The sequence below is a fragment of the Citrobacter sp. Cpo091 genome, from assembly GCF_030332645.1.
GTDB lineage: Bacteria > Pseudomonadota > Gammaproteobacteria > Enterobacterales > Enterobacteriaceae > Citrobacter > Citrobacter portucalensis.
This window is the reverse complement of record NZ_JAOWHL010000034.1, coordinates 94,967-111,566: the sequence shown is the minus strand read 5'-3', so window position 1 is coordinate 111,566 and position 16,600 is coordinate 94,967. Positions and strand designations below refer to the sequence as shown.

14 protein-coding genes are annotated in these 16,600 nt (G+C 52.6%); 5 read left to right on the top strand and 9 right to left on the bottom strand.

The genetic code is table 11. The annotated features are described in order from the left end of the window. The first annotated feature begins 23 nt into the window (after window positions 1–23). From OGY04_RS11165 to OGY04_RS11150, 4 genes are all read left to right on the top strand, one after another. Complete coding sequence (locus OGY04_RS11165) at window positions 24–1,445, top strand: DASS family sodium-coupled anion symporter (RefSeq protein ID WP_048214628.1); 1,422 nt, start codon at window positions 24–26, stop codon at window positions 1,443–1,445. Between the two features lie 177 nt (window positions 1,446–1,622). Beyond that, a complete protein-coding gene (dinG, locus tag OGY04_RS11160) occupies window positions 1,623–3,773 on the top strand; it encodes an ATP-dependent DNA helicase DinG (protein WP_032942770.1) in 2,151 nt (716 codons plus the stop codon). Window positions 3,774–3,802: 29 nt separating this feature from the next. Beyond that, window positions 3,803–4,771 (top strand): DNA-binding protein YbiB, encoded by a 969-nt coding sequence (gene ybiB / locus OGY04_RS11155; protein ID WP_286585302.1) that lies wholly within the window; start codon window positions 3,803–3,805, stop codon window positions 4,769–4,771. 162 nt (window positions 4,772–4,933) lie between these two features. Continuing rightward, a complete protein-coding gene (locus OGY04_RS11150) occupies window positions 4,934–6,019 on the top strand; it encodes a malate/lactate/ureidoglycolate dehydrogenase (protein ID WP_286585301.1) in 1,086 nt (361 codons plus the stop codon). Window positions 6,020–6,116: 97 nt separating this feature from the next. On the opposite strand, the gene ybiJ is transcribed toward OGY04_RS11150, so the two are convergent. The 5 genes from ybiJ to mcbA all read right to left on the bottom strand — a co-directional run bounded on the left by ybiJ (window position 6,117) and on the right by mcbA (window position 10,577). Then, a complete protein-coding gene (ybiJ, locus tag OGY04_RS11145) occupies window positions 6,117–6,377 on the bottom strand; it encodes a DUF1471 family protein YbiJ (protein WP_003831561.1) in 261 nt (86 codons plus the stop codon). 300 nt (window positions 6,378–6,677) lie between these two features. Continuing rightward, window positions 6,678–6,944, bottom strand: a complete 267-nt coding sequence (locus OGY04_RS11140; protein ID WP_103768882.1) for a DksA/TraR family C4-type zinc finger protein — start codon at window positions 6,942–6,944, stop codon at window positions 6,678–6,680. 75 nt (window positions 6,945–7,019) lie between these two features. Beyond that, entirely contained in the window at window positions 7,020–7,697 is a 678-nt protein-coding gene (ybiX, locus tag OGY04_RS11135; protein ID WP_008784205.1) for a PKHD-type hydroxylase YbiX, read from the bottom strand. A gap of 43 nt (window positions 7,698–7,740) precedes the next feature. After that, complete coding sequence (locus tag OGY04_RS11130) at window positions 7,741–10,026, bottom strand: catecholate siderophore receptor Fiu (RefSeq protein WP_103015156.1); 2,286 nt, start codon at window positions 10,024–10,026, stop codon at window positions 7,741–7,743. Between the two features lie 290 nt (window positions 10,027–10,316). Beyond that, the gene (gene mcbA, locus OGY04_RS11125; protein ID WP_048235782.1) at window positions 10,317–10,577 is read right to left on the bottom strand and encodes a DUF1471 family periplasmic protein McbA; all 261 of its coding nucleotides are present in this window, start codon (window positions 10,575–10,577) and stop codon (window positions 10,317–10,319) included. 210 nt (window positions 10,578–10,787) lie between these two features. Between mcbA and rlmF the strand changes: the two genes are divergently transcribed. Beyond that, a complete protein-coding gene (gene rlmF / locus OGY04_RS11120) occupies window positions 10,788–11,714 on the top strand; it encodes a 23S rRNA (adenine(1618)-N(6))-methyltransferase RlmF (RefSeq protein WP_153753466.1) in 927 nt (308 codons plus the stop codon). Here rlmF and ybiO read toward each other — a convergent pair. The 4 genes from ybiO to glnH all read right to left on the bottom strand — a co-directional run bounded on the left by ybiO (window position 11,711) and on the right by glnH (window position 16,329). Then, window positions 11,711–13,948, bottom strand: a complete 2,238-nt coding sequence (gene ybiO / locus OGY04_RS11115) for a mechanosensitive channel protein (RefSeq protein ID WP_071445081.1) — start codon at window positions 13,946–13,948, stop codon at window positions 11,711–11,713. The genes rlmF and ybiO overlap by 4 nt on opposite strands. A gap of 118 nt (window positions 13,949–14,066) precedes the next feature. After that, a complete protein-coding gene (gene glnQ / locus OGY04_RS11110; RefSeq protein WP_003035246.1) occupies window positions 14,067–14,789 on the bottom strand; it encodes a glutamine ABC transporter ATP-binding protein GlnQ in 723 nt (240 codons plus the stop codon). Beyond that, on the bottom strand, window positions 14,786–15,445 hold the full coding sequence (glnP, locus tag OGY04_RS11105; RefSeq protein ID WP_003035248.1) for a glutamine ABC transporter permease GlnP: 660 nt from the start codon (window positions 15,443–15,445) through the stop codon (window positions 14,786–14,788). Before glnP ends, glnQ begins: the two co-directional genes overlap by 4 nt. 137 nt (window positions 15,446–15,582) lie before the next feature. Then, entirely contained in the window at window positions 15,583–16,329 is a 747-nt protein-coding gene (glnH, locus tag OGY04_RS11100) for a glutamine ABC transporter substrate-binding protein GlnH (protein WP_003035251.1), read from the bottom strand. Between the last annotated feature and the right edge of the window lie 271 nt (window positions 16,330–16,600).

Genomic DNA, 16,600 nt, shown 5'->3' with positions numbered 1-16,600 from the left:
GCTAACGGAATAAGGATATTTTTATGTCAACGAATTCTGTCACGGGAAAATCCATTCTGTCGTTCCTGATACCGCTGGCGATAGGCGCGATCATTTGGTTTTATCCTGTTCCTGATGGTCTAACGCCTCAGGCCTGGCATATGTTCGCGATATTTGCCGCGACCATTGCCGCCATTCTTACCCAGCCGCTCCCTTCGGGGGCGGTGATGTTGATTGCACTTTGCGTGGTTATTTTCACCAAAACGTTGCCAGAGGCAAAGGCGCTGTCAGGGTTTGCGTCCGGTACGGTATGGCTCATTTTCTGCGCCTACGTCTTGTCTCTGGGGTTTGTGACGTCAGGACTGGGGAAACGTATTGCGTATAAAATGTTATCGCTCTTTGGCGGCAGCAGCCTGGGTATTGCTTACTCACTGGGGGTTTCCGATCTGATTATGGCCCCGGCAATGCCGTCAGTAACTGCGCGGTCCGGGGGCATAATTTTTCCCATCACGCGTTCCATCAATGATGTGTTGGGCTCCGCTCCAGGGGTAACGGGCAAACGTATTGGCGATTTCTTAACCATGGTGTGCTTCCAGTTTACGCCGATTACCGGGGCGATATTTCTCACCGGGATGGCGGCGAATCCGCTGGTAGCGAGCCTGGCGAAATCGTCATTGGGTATGGAGATAACCTGGGGCGGATGGTTTATTTCCGCAGTAGTCCCTGCGATGGTTTGTTTCTGTCTGATGCCGCTACTGGTCTATAAATTATTGGATCCTGAGCTTAAGCGTACGCCAGAGGCAAAAGCGATGGGTAAGCAGGCGCTCGGTGAGCTCGGTTCGATGAGCAGCAACGAGAAAAAGGTCGCGTTTGGTTTTGTGCTGGCGTTGGTTGGCTGGGGCACCAGTTTGATTACTGGATTGTCTGCCACATCTGTCGGGCTGGGGCTGGCTGCTTATCTGTTTGCTTCGGGTGCTGTTAGCTGGAAAAGTTTGCTTAATGACCATGCAGCCTGGGATACGGTTATCTGGTTTAGCGTCATTATTAGCCTGGCGACCGGACTTGCCGATCTGGGTTTTATTAAATGGATGACAGTAAAGTTAGGCAGCGGTATTCAAGGGTTTGGTGCGATTGAGTCCTTTATTGTGCTGGGGATCCTTTACATTTATGTCCACTATCTCTTTGCTACGGCTACCGGGCACGTAGCTGCGCTGTATGCTCCTTTCGCGGCCACGGCGATCGCTGCGGGTGCACCGCCGATGATGGTCGCTATTTGCTTCGGCATCTTTAGTAATCTGATGTGGGGGAATACCGAGTATGGTGGCGGACCTGGTCCTATTTATTTTGCCCAGGGCTATTTTGAACGACCGCGTTTTTACAAAATTAACCTCTGTGTGGTAACGGCAAATGTGATTATCATTTTTGCAGTGGGCATGCTGTGGTGGAAGCTGCTGGGGTACTATTAACCGACACGTTTATTCGGCCTGCAATATACCTGACTGTAGGCCGGATAAGGTGTAAGCCGCCATCCGGTAATTTAAGCCAGAGCTGCGAAGCGCTTTCCAGAATGAGGGAAAAAGGTACATCCAACGCCTGAAATGTGCCACAATAGTGGCTGTTTATACAGTATTTCAGGTTTTCTCATGGCACTTACGGCTGCGCTAAAAGCGCAAATCGCCGCCTGGTACAAGGCGCTTCAGGAACAGATCCCCGACTTTATCCCCCGTGCGCCGCAGCGGCAGATGATTGCTGACGTCGCGAAAACGCTCTCCGGGGAAGAAGGGCGGCATCTGGCGATTGAAGCACCGACCGGAGTGGGGAAAACCCTGTCGTATCTGATTCCCGGTATTGCCATCGCGCGTGAAGAACAAAAAACGCTGGTGGTCAGTACCGCCAACGTCGCTTTGCAGGACCAGATCTACAGCAAAGATTTACCGCTGCTGCGCAAAATTATCCCCGACCTGCGTTTTACCGCTGCGTTTGGTCGCGGACGCTATGTCTGCCCGCGTAACTTAGCGGCGCTGGCCAGCACTGAACCCAATCAGCAGGATCTGCTGGCTTTTCTCGACGATGACCTGACGCCCAACAACCAGGAAGAACAAAAGCGCTGTGCCAGGCTAAAAGGCGATCTCGACAGCTACAAGTGGGACGGGCTGCGCGACCACACCGATATCGCTATCGACGACGGACTCTGGCAGCGTCTGAGCACCGATAAAGCCAGCTGTCTGAATCGCAACTGTCACTACTATCGTGAATGCCCTTTTTTTGTCGCCCGCCGGGAGATTCAGGAAGCTGAAGTGGTCGTGGCTAATCATGCGCTGGTAATGGCGGCCATGGAAAGCGAAGCCGTTTTGCCGGAGCCGAAAAACCTACTGCTGGTACTTGATGAAGGCCACCATTTGCCGGATGTCGCGCGCGATGCGCTGGAGATGAGCGCAGAAATCAGCGCCCCCTGGTATCGACTGCAGTTGGATCTGTTTTGCAAATTAGTGGCTACCTGCCTGGAGCAGTTCCGCCCGAAGACCACGCCGCCGCTGGCGAATGCCGAGCGTCTGAACGGTCACTGTGAGGAATTGTATGAGCTGATTTCATCGCTCAATAACATTCTTAATCTGTATATGCCCGCTACCCAGGAGGCGGAGCACCGCTTTGCGATGGGTGAATTGCCTGCGGAAGTGATGGAGATTTGTCAGCGTCTGGCAAAGCTAACGGAAATGCTGCGCGGTCTGGCGGAACTGTTCCTCAACGATCTCAGCGAAAAAACCGGCACTCACGATATCGTGCGTCTGCATCGGGTTATTTTGCAGATGAACCGGGCGCTGGGCATGTTTGAGGCGCAAAGCAAACTGTGGCGGCTGGCATCGCTCGCGCAATCGTCAGGCGCGCCGGTGAGTAAATGGGCGACGCGCGAGGTGCGTGACGGGCAGATCCACGTCTGGTTCCACTGCGTGGGGATCCGTGTGAGCGATCAGCTCGAACGACTGCTGTGGCGTAGCGTCCCGCATATTATTGTCACTTCCGCAACGCTGCGCTCTCTCAACAGCTTCTCGCGTTTGCAGGAGATGAGCGGTCTGAAAGAAAAAGCAGGGGACCGGTTTGTCGCGCTGGATTCACCGTTTAATCACGTTGAACAGGGCAAAATAGTCATTCCGCAGATGCGCTACGAACCGTTAATTGATAACGAAGAGCAGCATATCGCGGAAATGGCCGCCTATTTTCGCGAACAGCTGGAGAGTAAAAAGCATCAGGGCATGCTGGTACTTTTTGCCAGCGGTCGGGCGATGCAGCGTTTTCTTGAGCACGTTACCGATCTGCGCCTGCTGTTGTTGGTGCAGGGCGATCAGCCGCGCTACCGTCTGGTGGAGTTGCACCGCAAACGGGTGACCAACGGCGAGCGCAGTGTGCTGGTTGGGCTGCAATCTTTTGCTGAAGGTCTGGACTTGAAAGGCGACCTGCTGACTCAGGTGCATATTCACAAAATTGCTTTTCCGCCTATCGACAGCCCGGTGGTGATCACCGAGGGCGAGTGGTTGAAAAGTCTGAACCGCTACCCCTTCGAGGTGCAGAGCCTGCCTGCGGCGTCATTCAATTTGATCCAGCAGGTTGGGCGACTCATCCGTAGCCATGGCTGCTGGGGAGAAGTGGTTATTTATGACAAGCGTTTATTGACCAAAAGCTATGGCAAGCGTTTACTGAACGCGTTACCCATATTTCCGATAGAGCAACCTGCTGTGCCAGACGTTATAGTAAAACCAAAAGAAAAAGCGAAACCCACGCGCCGCCGTCGGCGTTAACGATGCGAGCAACAGGCAAGGAGTTATCGATGGATTACCGCAAAATCATTAAAGAGATTGGGCGAGGAAAAAATCACGCGCGTGACCTGGATAAGGATACTGCTCGCGGACTGTATACCCATATGATGAACGGCGACGTACCTGACCTTGAGATGGGCGGGGTACTGATTGCGCTACGTATCAAGGGCGAAGGTGAAGCGGAGATGCTGGGCTTTTACGAAGCGATGCAAAACCACACCATTCGCCTGACTCCGCCGGTAACCAAACCCATGCCGATTGTCATTCCCAGCTACAATGGCGCGCGCAAGCAGGCGAATTTGACTCCGCTGCTGGCGATTTTATTGCATAAACTTGGCTTCCCGGTGGTGGTGCACGGCGTCAGCGAGGATCCGACCCGCGTGCTGACTGAAACCATTTTTGAACTGATGGGAATTACGCCAACGCTGCATGCCGGGCAGGCGCAGGCAAAGCTGGATGGTCATGAGCCGGTGTTTATTCCGGTGAGCGCGCTGTGCCCTCCGCTGGAGAAACAGCTGGCGATGCGCTGGCGCATGGGTGTGCGTAACAGTGCACATACGCTGGCTAAATTAGCCACGCCATTTGCTGAAGATGCCGCGCTGCGTCTTTCCAGCGTGTCCCACCCGGAATATGTTTCTCGCGTGGCGAAGTTCTTCGGCGATATCGGTGGGCGCGCCCTGTTGATGCATGGTACCGAGGGCGAAGTGTATGCCAACCCGCAGCGCTGCCCGCAGATAAGCCTGATAGATTCATCCGGTGTGCGAGTGCTACAAGACCGACAGAGCGAGATGCCTGACGAGCCGGTACCGCTACCGGTAGCAAAAGATCCGGAAACCACCGCGCGCTGGATTGAGCGTTGTCTGGCTGGCAGTGAGCCTGTTCCGGCATCGTTGAAAATCCAGATGGCCTGCTGCCTGGTGGCAACCGGTGAGTCCGCCTCACTGGCTGAAGGACTTACCCGCGTCGAGCAAAGTTTCTAAACCATTTGTTATCCCGACGGGCCTGTTGCCTGGTCTGTCGGTTCTCTCTTTTCGGCAATGTGAAATTTCTGCACGTTTATTGACCTCCAGCGCACCGTGGCGCAGCATAGTTTGTTGAAAAATAAGAAACACAACAAACACGCGACACAACAGGAGATAACAATGAACAGTGGACATCGCTTCCATGTGCCAACGCTGCACACCTTTATCCAGGCCGTTTTTCATCAGATGGGAAGCAATGATCAGGAGGCGCGGCTGGTGGCCGACCATCTGATAGCCTCTAACCTCGCCGGTCACGACTCCCATGGCATCGGTATGATCCCAAGCTATATTCGTTCATTCTCGCAGGGGCATCTGCAGATCAACCGTCATGCCAAAGTGGTAAAAGATGCGGGGGCGGTGATTACGCTTGACGGCGACTGTGCGTTTGGTCAGGTGGCGGCGCACGAGGCAATCACGCTTGGAATCGAAAAAGCGCGTCAGTACGGAATCGCCGCCGTGGCATTACATAATTCGCACCATATCGGCCGTATTGGCTACTGGGCGGAGCAATGTGCGGCGGCAGGTTTTGTCTCGGTGCATTTTGTGAATGTGGTGGGGATCCCGATGGTCGCACCGTTTCATGGGCGCGATAGCCGTTTTGGCACCAATCCTTTCTGCGTCGTATTCCCGCGTAAAAATACCTTCCCACTGTTGCTGGACTATGCAACCAGCGCCATCGCGTTTGGCAAAACCCGTGTGGCATGGCATAAGGGCGAGCCGGTGGCTCCAGGATGCCTGATTGATGTGGCGGGTGTTCCCACTACCGATCCTGCGGTAATGCAGGTTTCTCCGCTGGGGTCGTTGCTGACCTTTGCCGAGCACAAGGGGTATGCGTTGGCGGCGATGTGCGAAATTATGGGCGGTGCGCTTTCTGGCGGTAAAACCACACATGAAGAGAGCCTGCAGACCAGCGCGGACGCCATCATTAACTGTATGACCACCATCATTATGAATCCACAACTGTTCGGCGCGCCGGACTGCGACAACCAGGTCGCGGCATTTGCTGAGTGGGTGAAAGCGTCCCCGCATGCTGAAGATGCCCCGATCCTGTTGCCTGGGGAGTGGGAGGTGAACACTCGCGAGGAACGGCTGGAACACGGTATTCCGCTGGATGCCGGAAGTTGGCAAGCGATTTGTGAGGCGGCACTGCAAATTGGGATGCCAGACGCCGTGTTGCAGGAATTCTGCCAACGGCTGAAACAATAGGCAAAAAAAAGCCCGTCCAGTGGCGGACGGGCAAACAAAGGGTAACAAACAGGGTCAATGAGGGTTGGAGCATTGGGTCGTACAGGTAATCTTTCGGTTATTTATAGATAACCGCGGTGCCGCTCATTTTGTCTTTGCCGATAGCGGAAGTGATGCTGTAGCCAGTTGCGCCAGCTGCATTCGCTTTCTCAGCCAGTTTGGCTTCCAGGCCGTCCAGCGTAGTGGCGCCGTCAGCAGATACCACACCAATTTTGTTCATGTTTTGCGCCTGAGTAGAGGAAACCGGCTCGGCAGCGAAAACGCCAAATGACAGGGTAGACAGGGCGATGGCAGCAACAGCAAATTTGATATTTTTCATGATTAATCTCTCGCAGGGTTGTTCTGTTAGTCAGTGTTCTTTAAGAAGACGTTGTTCCGTCGATGTGATAAGTATCACGTTTTTTTTGGTGAGAGAAAATCGAATAGAATTGACGACATCAATCAAAAAAATTGAATGACAAATAACTTATTGAATATTAATAAATTCGAGTAAGGGATTTACAGTTCTTGTCATTGCGCTTTACAGAGAAGGCGACAACGGCACATTTTGCTACACAGGGTGCAAAAAAGCGTGCTCGTAAAGGAAATCGTATGCGCTGAAACTTTTGGTAAAGATAAGTCAACGTAGCTGGCTGTCTTTCGAACCTCTGCGATTATATCCTGAAAATGATGCGCTATGTGAATCTTTATCCTGTTGGCAGGCGATGCACAAGCGTACACCAGGCACGGCCTCACGTCTGGCCTGAGGGATAGGATTGCCGCATTCTTCGCATTCATACAGACTTTCTCCCGTCGGTAACTCACCGCGAGCGCGGGCAACAGCATCTTCAATAGTATTGTTGATCTGTTCGTTAACCGCGTCGTCATTTGCCCATCCGGATGCCATGTGTACCTCCTGCTGATGTCTACAGACTAAGTATAGCGAAGGTGATGGCTGAAAAACGACCACGCGCCAGCAGTATCAGATTTCAGACCATTCACGCAGCAGGTTATGGTAGAGATTGAGTAATGACAGGATCTCGCTGCTCTCCCCATGGCGAGCCTTCAGGGATTGAATGTTTTTATCCAGTTCAAAAAGCATGGCGCGATTTTTGTTGTCACGGACCATCGACTGTATCCACATAAAAGACGCTACACGAACGCCATGGGTCACTGGCGTGACGCAATGTAGGCTGCTGGAAGGGTAAAGCACCAGATCGCCTGCCGGAAGCTTCACCGCATGCTGGCCGTAAGTATCATTGACCAGCAGTTCTCCCCCTTCATAATCATTCGGGTTACTCAGGAATAAAGTTGCGGAAAGGTCCGTGCGCATCCAGCCGTTTTGCGGATGGCTACGCACCGCACCGTCAACGTGAAAACCGTAGGTCTCGTTGTCCTGGTAGCGATTAAACAGCGGTGTGGAGAGCGTTTTCGGTAGTGCTGCGGCGAAGAAAAGCGCGCTGTTATTTACCGCAGTCTGTACCGCCTGTTGTAAAACGCCGTAGCGTTCACTTTGCGTATTCACTTGCTGGTTGTTTTTAACCTGCGCCCCCTGAGCGCCGGTGGTTGCGCGGCCATCAACCCAGTCGGCAGCGTCCAGTTGTTCGCGAAACCAGGCTACATCCTGCGCTGACAGAACGCCGGGAATGTGGTACATCATCAGTGTTTCTCCTGAAAGTGGGGCTTACGCCCCACGCGATGGATTAGAAATGCATATTGGCGGTGAGCAGGAAAGTTCTTGGCTCGCCCGGATGATAACGGTATCCACTCTTGTTTATGGAAGATACATAATCGGTGTCGAACAGGTTATAGACGTTTAGCTGGAAATCGAGATTGCGATTCACGCGATAGCCCAGTTTGGCGTCAGCGACCCAGTAACCTTCAGTGTAGGATGGCGTACCCACCGCACCGTCGGAACCGCGATGCATACTGCCCACGTAGCGAGCGCCTGCGCCAACGGAGATATCATCGGTAGCCTGATACTGGTTCCACAGCGTGAATGCATGTTCCGGTGTATATGGCAGGGAAGAGGATCCATCCTGAGCAACGTTTTTACCGCTGTGGATGGTCGCGCGTTGCTGGGTGTAACCCCCAATAATCTGCCATGCGGGAGTGATGTTACCTGCTACCGAGAGCTCGTAGCCTTCAACGCGTTTCTCTCCGTACTGGGAATAGGTACCGTCGTCGTTCTGCTCAACTTCATTCTCAATATCTGTGCGGAAAATCGCGGCGGTTAACAGCAGGCGCTTATCCAGCACCTCCCATTTGGTGCCGATCTCGCTGGTTTTCGCTTTCTGCGGTTTGAAATCGGTACGGTTCGCACTGTTACCGCTGCCGCCCTGAGCAAGAGCAAAGTTGCTGCCGCCCGGCGGTTGCTGAGAAACGGCATAGTTGATGTACACGTTACCGTTATCGGTCAGGTGATACAGCGCGCCAGCTTTCCAGTTCACCAGATTGCCTGATTTGGCTGTATCCACAGTGGTGACCGGGGAACCTTTGGCCACGCCTGTCGGGCACGCGACTGCGCCGCGACCGGAAGCGCCACAAGCGGTGGCGCTGTCATATTCCGTGCGGTAATTGTCGAGGCGAATACCACCGTTCAGCTCGAATTCACGGGTAATTTGTAGCGTATCAAAAGCGTATACACCGAAGGTGTCTGTTTGCCCGTTAGCGTTGGCGCCGTTACGAGACAATCCGCCGATATTCACGTTGCTGTCGGGGTGATAGATATTAACCGGTGGTGGGGTGATCGGCACCACGCCATAGTTGGTTTGTGTTTCGCGCGTCAGCTCCACGCCGGTGCTGATGTCGTGACCGATGGATCCCGTGTAGAACGTTGAGGTCAGGTTGGTCTGGTTGGTCAAGATCTTATTGCTGACATCCTTGGTATTTGCCAGGCGTGACCAGGTCCAGCTGTCGACGCTGCTGGTGGGTTGGGTGATGTTAGACGCGCCGCCCATCACCGCCGTCATCAGATAATCCTGTTTAATGCGCGACCAGCGGGTGGTGTTGCGAATAGTGGTGCTGTCGTTCAGGTCATGTTCAAAACGTATCGTCGCGGTATCGGTTGTCGAATCGTCGTAATCCGAGTTTGTACCGTAGAAATTATGCGTGTCCACTTTGCCTGAATGATTCAGTGCAGAAGTCCCCGCAGAAGGTGCGGAGTATCCCGGCAGGCCAATGGTAGGGATGCCGCCATCCGGTGTGTTGTGTTGGGTGACATGCAGATAGTTCAGGTACAGTCGGTTCTCAGTCCCTAAGCCAAAAGCGAGAGAGGGGGCCACACCGTAACGTTCATTCTTAACATTATCGCGACCAGCATCATGCGTTTTTTCACCCATCAGGTTTAAACGTGCGGCGGTGGTCTCGCCGATGACCTGGTTAATGTCCAGCGTACCACGGCGGAACCAGGCGCTACCGACGCTGGCCGATGCATCGATTCCTGAGTCGGTGCGTGGCTGCTTGCTGATCATATTGATAGAGCCAGTCGGTGCGCTACGTCCATAGTCGGTACCGGAAGGACCTTTGATTACTTCCACCTGTTCGGTATTGAAGGTGTCGCGCGTGACGCTGCCAATATCACGGATACCGTCGATATAAATACTGTTCGAGGTATCCGCACCACGCATGTAAACCGCGTCACCGGTGCTGGAGTTACCGTTCTCACCGGCGAAAAATGCGCCAACGCCCGGGACGTTTTTCAGCGCGTCGGTCAGATTTGTTGCGCCTTGATCCTTAATCACCTGCTCAGAAATCACCGTCATGGTGCGGGTTGTATCCGCCACCGGACGGGAGAATTTAGGGTCGGCAGACTGTGTTGGGGCGTACAGCGAAGGTTTGGCCGCTTCAACGATCAGAGTGTCTTCTTGTTTTTTATCCTGGTCGTCCGCAGCGACAGCCTGAGCTATAGGGGACAGGCCAATGCACAGACCGGCAAAAAAAGTCAGTGAGTGAAAGCTACTGGACGGCAAGTTGCGATTTTTATCCATGTTAATGAGTGACTTATTATTTTTTGAGTGGACGGTTTCACTCGCGCGAAGGGACATCTCTATGGATGTTATACCCTGCAGGCCTCGCGGAAATGAATGTGTAATTGATAATGATTTTGATAAGCATTACTAATCAGTGCGACGTTTTAGCATTCATTAATTCAAAAATAAATACATTTATTTACATTGGATTCAAAATGCCAACATATTGATTACAAATTGAACTGCAATGAAGTGAACAGCGCGCAGAAAACTGCATTCGGGATGAATGCAGTTGGGCTGAGAAGGGGTTACTTATAGATGGTTGCGGTGCCGTACATCTGATTTTTACCGCCTGCAGAATTAACGACAAAGCCTTTTGCGCCTTGCTCTTTCGCTTTCTCCGCCAGCTTGTCTTCCAGGTCGCTCAGATTAGAGGCGCCGGTAGCGGATACGGTGCCGGAAGCATGTAGCTGACCGGTTGCAGGGCTAGTGTTGGGCTGTGCAGCAAAGGAGGCAAATGTCATGCCGGAAAGTACGGTAGCAGCAAGTAATGTGAGGCATTTCTTCATGGTGATGTCCTCTGAAAAACAACAGGTGTGCCTGATAAGTTTAGGTCGTCAGCGGATGACATTTACCGCAAAAAATTGGTGATGAACTGTCTGTTTTTTGAACAATCAGCAAGGCGTCAAACAGGTGTAAAAAATCAAATTTCCTTGTTGTGTGTGTTTACCGCGTGGCGTTATGCGGGTATCTTACGCCGCTGTTAAAAGGAGAATGCTATGTCCGCCCAGAAACCGGGATTACACCCACGCAACCGCCACAATGGCCGTTATGATCTTGCGACTTTATGCCAGGTTACGCCCGAGCTGACGCAATTTCTCACCCTCACGCCCGGCGGTGAGCAGAGTGTTGATTTCGCGAATCCGCAGGCAGTAAAGGCGCTCAATAAAGCACTGCTGGCGCATTTTTATGCGGTGAAAAACTGGGATATTCCAGATGGTTTTCTGTGCCCGCCGGTGCCTGGTCGTGCTGACTACATACACCATTTGGCCGACCTGTTGGGTGAAACCAGCGGAACCATTCCGGCAAATGCGAGCGTGCTGGACGTGGGAGTGGGGGCAAACTGTATTTATCCACTGATCGGCGTGCATGAATATGGCTGGCGATTCACGGGTAGTGAAACCAGTAGCGAAGCGTTTAACAGCGCTCAGGCGATCGTCAACGCCAATCCGGGATTAACCCGTGCTATTCGTCTGCGTCGCCAGAAAGATGCAATGGCAATCTTCAACGGCATCATTCACAAAAATGAGCAGTATGAAGCCACATTATGTAACCCGCCATTCCATGATTCTGCGGCCTCAGCCCGTGCCGGAAGCGAGCGAAAACGCCGTAATCTGGGACAGGACAAAGACGATGCGCTGAACTTTGGCGGACAGCAGCAGGAGCTGTGGTGTGAAGGCGGTGAAGTGGCGTTCATCAAGAAAATGATTGCTGAAAGCCAGGCCTTTGGTCGCCAGGTGATGTGGTTCACCACGCTGGTGTCGCGCGGTGAGAACTTGCCTCCGCTGTACCATGCATTAACGGATGCGGGCGCGGTGAAAGTGGTCAAGAAAGAGATGGCCCAGGGGCAAAAGCAGAGTCGCTTTATTGCCTGGACCTTTATGGATAACGATCAGCGTCGTCGTTTTATGGCGCGTAAACGCTAAAGCGTTGGCTCGGTTGGCGGTAGCGGTTCGCTTGCCGCCGACGCAGGGCCATTCCCTGGTGCAGGTAACACTTGATACGTCTGTACCGGGGCGCGTATGTTGGCCAGATCGAAGTATTTCTTCACCTGGCTGTCGAGCGCAAAACGTACCGTCCACTGCTTCAGCGGCAAGGTGGTAAACGAGACCCGTAGCGTGAATGCCGTATTGGTTAATCCTACAATCCCGGCAAACGACGGCTCGCCGATAATCAGCCCGCGAATATCATCTTTTTCCATCACCGCAGCAACCGCGTCTTTCAACGCCTGATTTGCTTTATCCGCATCCTCATGGCGGTCTACGTCGTAATTGGCGACGACCGATCCAATTCCACGCACAAAGTTGGCGAAGGTCGTTATTGATGACCAGGGAATGATATGGTACGCCCCGGTGTCCTGACGCACGCCCACAGAACGAATGGACATTCGTTCAACCGTACCGGTGAGTGGGCCGATGGTCACCAGGTCGCCGGTGTTCATGCCATTTTCAAACTGAATAAAAATCCCGGTAATAATATCTTTTACCAGCGTTTGCGAGCCGAAAGAGATTGCCAGCCCCAGCGCCCCGGCCCCGGCCAGTAAAGGGGCGATATTAACGCCAATTTCGGACAGCACAATCATGATGGTGATCGTGCTGATGATCACCGCCAGCGCGTTGCGAAACAGCGTCAACAGGGTGCGGGTACGAGCGCTGGGTAGCGGGCGTCCGTGAATATCGGAAGCCAGACGATTTTCAATCAGGCTGGCGAGGATCGTCCAGCCGATGGCGGAGAAGAATAAAATCAGCGCGATACGGATCAGAATATCCACCGTTTTTTCTCCTGCGCCGTAATGCAGCCAGTTCCAGAAGTCGAACAGTCCCCAGGCATTCAATAGCAGCATCACCGCAACGCACACCGTCAGGATCCTGGCCACGCTTAACGCCGTCGACAGCCAGCCATTCAGCCGCTTTTGGAGTTCCGGATAGCTGCGCTGGGTGTGTGGCGAAAGGGTAATAGTTTTGGCTATCCAGCGGGAAAACATGCCGGAAACAAAGGCGGCAATTCCAATGATTACCAGGCTGCGCAGCGTAGCGCCCATCATGAATTTCAGGCTGTTGCCCGGATCAAACAGCGAAAAGAAAAACAGCACAATGAAGTAGGCGCTGGCCAGCCAGTGCCATACCAACGCAAAGGCGCGGATAAACAGGCTGAAAAAAGCTAACGATCTTTCTGCCAGATTCTGTAAATGCAGCGTTATCTCTTTCTTGTTTCTGAAAATCAGGTACAGCGCCCATAGCGTGATACATAGCATGATGATGACGTTGGCCATCGCGCCGACCTGCACATTGACCTGATTGGAGATAATGGGAACGGCAACTATAAGCCCGTAACCAATCAAACTGCTTAATGAACTCAAACGCCGATTCCAGTAGCGCGCACCGGCATCCTGAATGTTAAACGGGCGCAGTTCGGCCACCGTTGGGCAAAATATCAGACGCAGAATGGCTTTGAAGAATTCAATCAGGGCAAAGGCATTGAGAAACAGGCTTTGCTGAAAGGCGATGGTGCGACTGCCGGCGTTCATTCTGTCGCTCAGTATCTGCCCGACAAACAATGTCAGCGCCAGCAGAAGCAAATCAATAATGAATGCCCCGACGATCATCGCCGGAAGCTGCAGCCAGTTGCTGCGTTCGCGGTTTTTCCGCCGCGCCCATTGCCCCATTTTGCGATACAGCGGCAGCGCGCACAGGCGGATCAGCCAGTAAAACCCGAACACTGACGCCGCCAGCATTAAAAAATGAGTCAGGGCATTGGTGAATGTTTGCGGGTTAAAGGTCTTGTGCGGTGCATCGGTAATATTGCGATAAAGCTGGGCAAAGCGGCTGGAGAGCGCCTCACCGTAGTGCCGGGTGACATCGGTGACGTTTTCCAGCACCGTTTTTTCTTCCGTTAACGTGGGTGGGACAATGGTTGGCACCGGCTCAGCAGGGGGTGCAGTTGCCACTTTGCGTAACTGATCGATCAGTTCTTTCCGCGAGGTGTCATTTTCCAGCACATCAGCCAGTGCGCCGTAAGCTGCTTTCTTCTGTTCAACATCTGGCTCCTTTGCTGGGGCGGTTTGTGCGTTGGTTGACGTTGGCGTGGTGACGCCAGGTATCGTCACTGCCTGAGTCGGAAGACTCAACAGACAAACAAAGATGAACAGGATCCAGCGCATGACTCCTCCCATGAGAAAATAAATTCAAAAGGATAAGTATAGATGTCAGGGCGGGAGGGAATTGAAATGAGAGGATTCTGGTGAAAAACCTCCCTTCGGGCGAAGGGAGGTTGAGCTATCAGGAAACGTGCTGCAAGAATTCCTGTAAGCGTTGGCTGGGTGGATTTTCAATCAGGGCCTGCGGATTACCGTCTTCGGCAATTCGTCCCTTATCAATGAAAATCAGGCGTGAAGCCACTTTTTCGGCAAAGCCAATTTCGTGGGTCACAATCACCATGGTCATCCCTTCTTCCGCCAGGTCCTGCATAACTTTCAGAACTTCATGGCGCAGTTCCGGGTCGAGTGCTGAGGTTGGCTCATCAAATAGCATCATTTTCGGTTTTACTGCCAGCGCACGGGCGATAGCCACACGCTGTTGTTGACCGCCGGACAGTTCAGAAGGGTAGTGATGTGCACGTTCGGCCAGACCCACTTTTGCCAGCAGCTCTTTCGCCAGTTTCTCGGCCTGTTCTTTATTCGCCCCGCGTACGCGCTGCGGTCCGAACATGACGTTTTCCAGTGCCGTCAGATGTGGGAACAGGTAGAACTGCTGAAACACCATTCCGGCTTCCTGACGGATTAAGCGCTCGTCTACCTTCGGATCGTTTACTTTCAGACCATCGACGATCAGATCGCCGGAGGTTATCTCTTCCAGCTTGTTAATGCAGCGCAGCAGGGTAGATTTACCGGATCCTGACGGCCCGATAATCACCACGACTTCACCCTGCTGAATGTTCAGGTCAATATTGTGCAGCACCTGGGTTGGACCAAAGTGCTTAGAAACGTTTTTAAATTCAATCACAGGATTTTCATCCTTCTTTCCAGACGACGCAGAATGAAGCTCAGCACCAGCGTAATGATCAGATAGAACACCGCAACGGCGCTCCAGATTTCCAGTGCGCGGAAGTTACCGGCAATGATTTCCTGGCCCTGGCGGGTCAGTTCAGCGACGCCAATGACAATAAACAGCGAGGTATCTTTAATGCTGATGATCCACTGGTTGCCCAGCGGCGGCAGCATACGACGCAGTGCGAGAGGTAAAATAACGTGGCGGATAGTCTCTGTGCGTGAAAGCCCAAGCGCCAAACCGGCTTCGCTGAACCCTTTATGGATTGAGAGCACGGCACCGCGGGTGATTTCCGCAATATAGGCCCCGGAGTTGATCATGATGGTGACAACGGCGGCGCTAAAGGGGTCAATGCGTAAATCGTTAAATGCCATTGGCAGAGCGAAGTAAATAAACATTACCTGCACAACGATTGGCGTACCGCGAATGACTTCGATAAACACCAGCGCTACGTGGTTGGCGATCCAACCGCCAAAAGTGCGCGCAAACCCTGCTGCAAGTCCGATTATCAGACCGCCAGCCAGACCGAGGACCGAGATCCACAGGGTCATTTTGGCGCCTTCAATCAAAAGCGGGATGGCGGGCCAGATGGCACTCCAGTCAAACTGCATATGTCGTTCCTGTTACCGTGGTGTAAATATTCAAATGCCCGTTTTGCCGGATGTGCTGTGCTTATCCGGCCTACAGGTCTCAAAAATCCAGGCGTAGGCCCGGTTAGCATCACGCTACCGGGCAACGCTGCCGGTTATTATTTAGGTTCAGTACCGAACCATTTTTTGTAGATTTCGTTGTAGGTACCGTTCTCTTTCAGCGTTTTCAGCGCGCCGTTCACTTTCTCACGCAGGTCGTCGCTGCCTTTCGGGAAGGCGATACCGTACTGCTGGGCTTCCAGCGATTCGCCTACAGCTTTGAACTGACCATTGCCGGCTGTTTTGATGAAGTAAAGAATGTTTGGTGTGTCGTGCAGTACAGCGTCTGCGCGGTTGGTGCCCAGTTCCATATATGCGTTATCGATATTCGGGAACTGACGCAGGTCTTTGGTTTTGATATTCGCTTTCGCGTAATCAACGGAACCGGTGCCGCTCTTAACTGCAACGACTTTACCATCCAGATCTTTTACGCTTTTGACGTCGTTGTTATTCGCTTTCACCATCACTAACAGACCGCTTTTGTAGTAGCCGTCGGAGAAGTCGATCGCTTTTTTGCGCTCATCGGTGATGGTGATACCTGCCAGTGCCAGGTCGATATTTTTGGTTTGCAGAGCCGGGATGATGCCGCTGAAATCCATCGGTTTCAGTTCATAATCCAGTTTCAGTTCTTTGGCCACGGCAGCCCACAGATCCACATCAAAACCAACGTATTTGTCACCCTGTTTGAATTCAAACGGTACAAACGCGGTGTCGGTTGCGACAACCAGTTTCTTGTCTGCGGCATGGGAGGACACCGCAAAAGCCAGGGTAAGTGCAGCCAGTGAAACTTTTAATACAGACTTCATAGGATTTCCTTTTATATCCACGGGGCGATCCCCTGCGAGAACATATGGCTTAATGAAAAAATCGTGCCAATTTTGCAACTCATTGTTTTAACAAGAGGGTGTCTCGTTTCTCTGCACAATAAGTAGGGCATAGCGAATAATCTGCACTGTTTTGGGGCACTCATTTGGTGCGAACCAGTCACGGTGCAAACGGTATGACTATTTAGCGTAAAAATTGTTGATAAAACAATCTTTCGTTAACGATTGTGTGAGGTGATTATTACAAATAATT